Below are 7,368 nucleotides of genomic sequence, written 5' to 3'. Positions count from 1 at the left end.
TTCTCACCGCGTCTTTTCGGAGGTTCGGCTCGACGTGTCGCAGGTCGCCGCAGACGGTGCGTCCTACGACCCGTCAGAGTGGTTCGTTGTCCACATTGACGTAATCGACGAAGCCGTAAGCATGATCGAATCAGGCGACATCGTCGACTACAAATACGATCGCGCCGCGGGCACACTCATCGAACGTTGAAAAGGAGCTCCGTCAGCTAAACCTTAAAGCAGAGGCCCGAGCGGCTTGAGAATGCGTTCGGTGATGCGCGCCAGGCGCCCGCGCTCGGCCCACTCTTCGGGCAGAAGCTCGTGGGAATTCGTGAGGTCGAGCTCGAAGATCTCTTCCATGAGTTCCGCGCTGCTCTTGTCAAAGATCTCCACGTTGATCTCGAAGTTGCCGTCCATCGACAGGCGATCGATATTTGTGGTTCCCACGGTTGACCACACGCCGTCCACCGTCATCGTCTTCGCGTGAATCATCGCCTCTTCATAACGGAAGATTCGCACGCCGGCGGCCAGCAACTCGTCGTAGTGCGGTCGTCCAACCCAATCCGCCACAATGTGATTTGAAAACTGGGGGACCAGCACCCGCACATCGACCCCGCGGCGCGCGGCTTGCTTGAGCGAGTGCATCATCGCAAAATCGGGGATGAAGTAGCCCATCGAGATCCACACGCGCCGGTCGGCGCGGTCAATTGACGACAGGTACATGGCCCGCACGGGGTAGGACTTGAACGCTGGAATGTTCTGAATGGCCGTAATCCGCGAGTTCCATTTGGACTGCCCGCGATCCGGGAGGCGCGGATGGTGGGACTTGCGGTAGACCGACCACATGTCGGTAAACGCGTTCTCCAATTCCCACGTGGCGGGGCCGACGATTCGCAGATGGGTATCGCGCCATTTCGCGGCGTAGAGCTCGCCGATGTTGTAGCCACCCACGAAACCAATCTGCTCGTCCACCACCAAGATCTTGCGGTGGTCAAAACCGCGATCCTTGCCCTGGCCCGTAAACAATCCGGTGCGCAGTACCGGGAAACGGATCACGTGCAGGTTGGGCATGTCCGGGAAGCGCCTAAAGCGCGGATCCTGATTCAGGTTCCCGAACGTATCGATGATGATGTACACGTCAACGCCCCGGCGCGCGGCAGCAATGAGGGCATCGCGGAAACGGTGTCCGACGGCGTCGGCTTTCATAATGTAGATCTCAAAGAAGATCTGCTCGCGCGCGCCCTCGATCGCGGCGAGCATGTCCTCGTACAGATCCTCGCCGTAGGTGTAGACGGTCAAATCCGAGTCGGCCACGTGAACCGTGCGAGGCTCCATCGTTGGGAATTCCTCGGTTGGCGGGTTTCGGCGCTTGCGATGTTCATCAATGGCAACCACGGCCGCCACGGCAGCAACCTGCGCCGCGAGAATGCCGCCCACGGCCCACTTGACCACCTGTTTGGCAGTTCCACGATTTGGCCTAGATATGAGCGACATGTGCACATACTATCCAACGCGTTAGACTTTAGGCATGTCGATATTTTCCAAAGACGAGGTCGCCAATCTGGGGGACCTCGCACGCATTTCTTTAACAGATGAAGAGATCGAACAGTTCGCCAAAGAGCTGACCACGATCTCCGATGCCATGGAGGCGGTCGAGCACGTCGCTAACTCCGATATTCCGCCTACCTCGCACCCGATCCCGCTATATAACGTGTGGCGTGAAGACGTGGTGACGGACGACAAGGTGGACCTGGACGAGGTCTTCGCATCCGCACCCGCTCACGAGGACGGCAAGTTCGCCGTGCCTCAGATTCTGGGGGAGGAAGCATGAGCATTCTGAAGCTTTCCGCCGTCGAGCTCGCGCAAAAACTGCGCGCCGGCGAGATCACTGCCGAGGCGCTGACGACGGCGACGCTCGAGCGGATCCACTCCGAGAACGAGCGGCTCAACGCGTTCCTTTTTATCGACGACGACGGCGCGCTTGAGGTTGCCCGGTCTGTCGACGCCGATCGGGCGGCTGGCAAGGATCTTCCTCCGTTCGCCGGTGTGCCGATCGCGCTCAAGGACAACATGTGTGAGCACGGCACTCCGGTCACCTGTGGTTCGAAGATGCTCGAGGGCTGGATCGCGCCGTATGACGCGACAGTCGTGAAGAACATCAAGGCAGCGCGCTTGCCGATCGTTGGCCACACGAACATGGACGAGTTCGCCATGGGTTCCTCGACGGAGAATTCGGCCTTCGGCCCCACAGTCAACCCGTGGGGCGAAGGCCTCACGCCGGGCGGATCGGGCGGTGGCTCGTCGGCCGCCGTCGCCGCCTACATGGTGCCGTGGGCGCTGGGATCTGACACGGGCGGATCGATCCGCCAGCCTGGTTCACTCACCGGAACTGTTGGCGCGAAACCGACCTATGGCAACATTTCGCGGTATGGCGTGGTCGCCATGGCGTCGTCGTTGGACCAAGTTGGGCCCGTCACGCGAACCGTGGCAGATGCCGCTGCGCTTCAAGAAATTCTCTCGAGCCATGACCCCCTCGATTCCACGTCCCTACCTCAGCCTGCTCACGGACTTCTTGACGCAAGCGGCGAAGGAACGCGAGCCGAGGATCTGAGCGGGCTGCGCCTCGGCGTCGTGAAAGAAATGGGGGGCGACGGATTTGAGGACGGCGTCAAAGCTGTTTTCAAGCAAACTGTTGAGTCACTCAAAGAACGTGGCGCGCAGATCGTCGACGTCTCGCTACCGTCCTTCGAGACGGCTATCGCGGCCTACTATTTGATCATGCCGGCTGAGGTTTCGTCGAACATGGCACGGTTCGACGGCGTCCGCTACGGCAACCGTGTCGAGCCCACCGATGGCCCCGTCACGGCAGAGACGATGATGCGCGAAACCCGCGGAAAGATGCTCGGCGCCGAAGTTAAGCGTCGGATCATTCTCGGCACCTACGCGCTGAGCTCCGGCCACTACGACCAGTTCTATGGCTCCGCGCTCAAGGTGCGTACGCTCGTCCAGCGCGATTTGGCAGAGGCGTTCTCTCAAGTGGACGCAATCATTACGCCCACAGCTCCGACCACCGCTTTCAAATTCGGTGAAAAGAGCAAGGACCTCATGTCGATGTACATGAACGACATGACAACCACGCCTGCGAACCTTGCTGGCGTACCTGCCGTGTCTGTTCCGGCCGGCCTGTCCGACGGCCTGCCGGTCGGTGTACAGGTTGTTGCCCCGGCACACGAGGACGCGCGCATGTACAAGGTGGCCGCCATGATTGAGGCGATCGCCGACCCCTCGGTGCGAGAATGCCCGATTGACGTTAGGGAGGACGCATAATGGATGAATTGCTGGAATACGAGGACGCGGTGAATTCCTACGATCCTGTGCTGGGCCTCGAGGTGCACGTCGAGCTGGCGACCAAGACGAAAATGTTCGACGCCGCCCCCAACGATTTCGGTGGTGAACCGAACGAATATACGACGCCGGTCTCGCTCGGCCTTCCCGGTGCGTTGCCTGTGGTCAATAAGAAAGCGATCGAATACGCGATCCGACTCGGCTTGGCATTGAACTGCAAGATTGCGAAGTCGTGCCAATTTGCTCGCAAGAACTATTTCTACCCGGACCTGTCAAAGAACGTCCAGACCTCCCAGTCTGACGAACCGATCGCATACGACGGCTACGTGGACGTGGAGCTCAGCGACGGCGAAATTTTCCGCGTTCCCATCGAACGCGCGCACGTGGAAGAAGACGCCGGCAAGAATACCCACATTGGTGGCGAGGGCCGCCTGCAGGGGGCGTCCTACTCGCTCGTCGATTACAACCGTGCTGGCGTGCCGCTCGTGGAGATCGTGACCCGACCCATTGAAGGTGCGGGAGAGCGGGCTCCTGAAGTAGCCGCTGCTTACGTGCGCACAATACGAGATATTGTGCGGGCGATCGGCGTCTCCGAAGCGCGCATGGAACGCGGAAACGTGCGTGCGGACGTCAACGTATCGCTCCGCAAGACCCCGCAATCCCCGCTCGGTACGCGTACCGAAACGAAGAACGTCAACTCTTTCCGCGCGATCGAGCGTGCGGTGGAGTACGAAATGCGCCGCCAGGCAGCAGTCCTCGAGGCAGGTCAGTCCGTCCTCCAGGAGACGCGCCACTGGCAGGAAGCCGATTCGACGACGTCGTCCGGGCGTCCCAAGTCTGACGCGGACGATTACCGTTACTTCCCCGAGCCCGATCTCGTTCCGATCGTGCCATCGCGTGAATGGGTGGAAGAGATTCGCCAGTCCCTGCCTGAACTGCCTGCCGAAAAGCGCCGCAGACTCAAGGGCGAATGGGGAGTGTCCGATATGGAGATGCGCGACATCGTCAACGCGGATGCGCTCGATCTGATTGTGGATTCCGTGAATGCCGGTGCGACTCCCGCAGGTGCCCGTAAGTGGTGGATGGGCGAGCTGGCTCGCTACGCCAAGGACAACGAGCTTGAACTCGCCGACGTGCCGGTGACTCCGGACGATATCGCCGAGCTCGACAAGCTCGTCGAGGACGGCAAGCTCACCGACAAACTCGCGCGCCAAACTCTTGATGGTGTGCTCGCAGGTGAAGGCACGCCAGGGGAGGTAGTGAAGGCGCGCGGCCTCGAAGTTGTGTCCGACGACGCGGCGCTGAACGCCGCCGTCGACGAGGCTCTCGCGGCGAACCCCGATATTCTCGACAAGATTCGTGACGGCAAGGTGCAGGCCGCTGGCGCGATCGTCGGGGCTGTCATGAAGGCAACCCGCGGACAGGCTGATGCGGCGCGCGTGCGCGAGCTCGTCATGGAGCGCGCGAATCAGGCGTAGCTGACCACACCGAGCCATCTCCGACTCGAAGCCCCGCCGGGCATCCACCCGGCGGGGCTTCGTACGTGCTGGGACGGCGTCGTGCCCATGTGCTACAGCACAGTGCCAGCCGCGGGGACGGCGTCGTGCTCACTACGTGTCAGCCTCAGGGACGGCGTCGTCGAAATGCGGCCGTGCTTTCCACTGAGCGATACCACCCGGGAATAGAACCGACTCATTTGGCATGATGGGGATAGCAAGTTTTCCAAGGGAGGAATCGTTCTTTTATGGCTTACCCAAGTTATGCCGTCACGCTCAGAATCCGCACACCTTTCGATGCGCAGTCCGTTCCGAAAGCGACACGAGTAATCTCGGACAACGGAGGGATGATCACAGGCCTCGACATAGTCAAGTCCGACGAGCACACGCTGACGTTCGATGTCACCTGTTTGACTTTGGATCTCGGCCACGCGAAGGTGATTCGCTCTCATCTCCAAACGGATCCGGACGTGAACGTTCTTGGCATTCACGACGCGACCGTCCAAGCGCACCTTGGTGGAAAGATCGAGGTGACGCTCAAGCGCCCGCTTAAGACACGACAGGACCTGTCGAAGATCTACACGCCGGGTGTGGCAGCGATCTGTGAGCGCATTATGGAAGAACCGTCAGAAGCGCGCCGCTTGACGATCAAGCGAAACACCGTTGCTGTTGTGACCGACGGTACCGCCGTGCTCGGACTCGGCGATATCGGGCCGAAGGCAGCGATGCCGGTGATGGAGGGCAAGGCTGCGCTGTTCAAGAATTTCGCCAATGTGGACGCGTTCCCGATCTGTCTCGATACGAAGGACACCGAGGAGATCATCTCGATTGTCAAGGCGCTCGCCCCCGGATTTGGTGGCATCAACCTCGAGGATATTGCGGCGCCACGCTGCTTCGAGATCGAACGTCGCCTGAAGGAAGAGCTCGACATCCCCGTCTTCCACGACGACCAGCACGGCACGGCCGTCGTCGTTCTGGCCGCGCTGATTAACGCGCTGAAGTTCGTGGACAAGAAGATTGAGGACGTGAAGATCGTTGTGTCGGGCGTTGGCGCAGCGGGCAACGCGATCATTCGTCTGCTCATAGGGCAGGGCGCCACGGACATCATCGGCGCCGGCCGCGCGGGCACGCTGGGCGTGTTCCGCGAAGAGGCAGACCCAGACCGCAACTGGCTGGCTCAGAACACCAATCCGCGAGCCGTGGATGGCTCGCTGAAGGACGCCCTGGCCGGTGCAGACGTGTTTATTGGTGTATCCGCGGGAAACATTTTGACGGGCGATGACATTGCAACGATGGCGGACGACGCGATCGTGTTCGCGCTCGCGAATCCGACCCCCGAAGTTGACCCCATTGTTGCAGGAGAGCATGCCGCGGTCGTTGCAACCGGCCGATCAGACTTTCCTAATCAGATCAACAACGTGCTTGCCTTCCCGGGACTATTCCGCGGAATGCTCGACGTCCAAGCTGAGCAGGTCACCGACGACATGCTGGTCGTGGCAGCCAATGCCATCGCCAACGCCGTTGAAGATACAGAACTCAATGCCGCATACATTATCCCGGGCGTGTTCCATACGGGCCTTGCAGACAAGGTGGCTGCCGCGATCCGTGAGGAGTTCGCGAACGGAAAGACGAAGTAGGGGGAGCGAACACCTCGCAACGACGGGGTGCACGAACGTAACGCGCAGGTAAATGGCGCATCACAGAAGATTCGTGAAATCTCCACTCAAACGCGCTGTGCCCTCAGGCACAGCGCGTTCTTTCGTGTAAACATGCGGTAAACGAGGTGTGTGAGTAGAGACACCGCGATGTGGTTTGACCATGGCCTGCGTGAGCCGTAAAGTTTCATTTCGTTGCTCAGCGAGTGGGAAACACAAACTGAACAACAGCGAATCACCAGCAATGTGAACCGCATCGCAAGAGTTTGACTTCGAGCGAAACGATTGACTAAGTTGGAGAGGTTGCTCCGGCGGGGCAGGCAGGTAAAACTGCAGGTCATCGCCAGTGGGTGTGTTGTTTGATATCTCAATAGTGTGTCAGCTTTTTATGTTGTATTTTTTGGCTGGCCTGGCCTGTTTGGGTTGGGTTGGTTTGTGCTGTGGCTGGTGTTCTGCTCGTTGTGGGTGGGGTGTTGGTTGCAGTTTTTTGCCAGTTTGTTCTGGTTTTTTGAGAGCTTGTTTTTCAGGTTTTCTGCATTATGGATCTTTCGTCTGCCTTTTTTGGTGGGTGTTTGGTTTTTTGTGGAGAGTTTGATCCTGGCTCAGGACGAACGCTGGCGGCGTGCTTAACACATGCAAGTCGAACGATGAAGCCTTAACTTTGTTTTGGTGGATTAGTGGCGAACGGGTGAGTAATACGTGAGTAACCTGCCCCTGTCTTTGGGATAAGCCTGGAAAACTGGGTCTAATACTGGATATTCTGCCTTCTCCGCATGGGGTTGGTTGGAAAGATTTTTTGGATGGGGATGGGCTCACGGCCTATCAGCTTGTTGGTGGGGTGATGGCCTACCAAGGCTTCGACGGGTAGCCGGCCTGAGAGGGTGACCGACATA

5 protein-coding genes, 1 rRNA gene and 1 pseudogene are annotated in these 7,368 nt (G+C 59.3%); 6 read left to right on the top strand and 1 reads right to left on the bottom strand.

All coding sequences use genetic code 11. The annotated features are described in order from the left end of the window. Positions 1–190: pseudogene (locus tag ACHFFR_RS08555) on the top strand (GIY-YIG nuclease family protein); the annotation flags it as partial. A 23-nt stretch (positions 191–213) separates the two neighbouring features. Here ACHFFR_RS08555 and ACHFFR_RS08550 read toward each other — a convergent pair. Continuing rightward, complete coding sequence (locus ACHFFR_RS08550; RefSeq protein ID WP_394263844.1) at positions 214–1,473, bottom strand: phosphatidylserine/phosphatidylglycerophosphate/cardiolipin synthase family protein; 1,260 nt, start codon at positions 1,471–1,473, stop codon at positions 214–216. Between the two features lie 34 nt (positions 1,474–1,507). Here ACHFFR_RS08550 and gatC point away from each other — a divergent pair, with 34 nt between their 5' ends. The 5 genes from gatC to ACHFFR_RS08525 all read left to right on the top strand — a co-directional run. Then, on the top strand, positions 1,508–1,810 hold the full coding sequence (gatC, locus tag ACHFFR_RS08545) for an Asp-tRNA(Asn)/Glu-tRNA(Gln) amidotransferase subunit GatC (protein WP_394263843.1): 303 nt from the start codon (positions 1,508–1,510) through the stop codon (positions 1,808–1,810). Further along, entirely contained in the window at positions 1,807–3,306 is a 1,500-nt protein-coding gene (gene gatA / locus ACHFFR_RS08540; protein ID WP_394263842.1) for an Asp-tRNA(Asn)/Glu-tRNA(Gln) amidotransferase subunit GatA, read from the top strand. Before gatC ends, gatA begins: the two co-directional genes overlap by 4 nt. Next, entirely contained in the window at positions 3,306–4,802 is a 1,497-nt protein-coding gene (gatB, locus tag ACHFFR_RS08535; RefSeq protein WP_394263841.1) for an Asp-tRNA(Asn)/Glu-tRNA(Gln) amidotransferase subunit GatB, read from the top strand. Before gatA ends, gatB begins: the two co-directional genes overlap by 1 nt. A gap of 266 nt (positions 4,803–5,068) precedes the next feature. After that, positions 5,069–6,457: an NADP-dependent malic enzyme gene (locus tag ACHFFR_RS08530; RefSeq protein ID WP_394263840.1), complete on the top strand. Its 1,389-nt coding sequence runs from the start codon at positions 5,069–5,071 to the stop codon at positions 6,455–6,457. A 597-nt stretch (positions 6,458–7,054) separates the two neighbouring features. Then, a 16S ribosomal RNA gene (locus tag ACHFFR_RS08525) occupies positions 7,055–7,368 on the top strand; the annotation flags it as partial.

Source organism: Trueperella sp. (genome assembly GCF_043424875.1).
In the GTDB taxonomy this organism is placed as follows: Bacteria; Actinomycetota; Actinomycetes; order Actinomycetales; family Actinomycetaceae; genus Trueperella.
This window is presented reverse-complemented; position numbering and strand designations above follow the sequence as displayed.

What these genes read in the sequence shown, in the direction of transcription:
- gatC (WP_394263843.1), top strand. Translation starts at nt 1,508, where the DNA reads ATGTCGATATTTTCCAAAGACGAGGTCGCCAATCTGGGGGACCTCGCA.
- gatB (WP_394263841.1), top strand. Translation starts at nt 3,306, where the DNA reads ATGGATGAATTGCTGGAATACGAGGACGCGGTGAATTCCTACGATCCT.
- ACHFFR_RS08550 (WP_394263844.1), bottom strand. Translation starts at nt 1,473, where the DNA reads ATGTCGCTCATATCTAGGCCAAATCGTGGAACTGCCAAACAGGTGGTC.
- ACHFFR_RS08530 (WP_394263840.1), top strand. Translation starts at nt 5,069, where the DNA reads ATGGCTTACCCAAGTTATGCCGTCACGCTCAGAATCCGCACACCTTTC.
- gatA (WP_394263842.1), top strand. Translation starts at nt 1,807, where the DNA reads ATGAGCATTCTGAAGCTTTCCGCCGTCGAGCTCGCGCAAAAACTGCGC.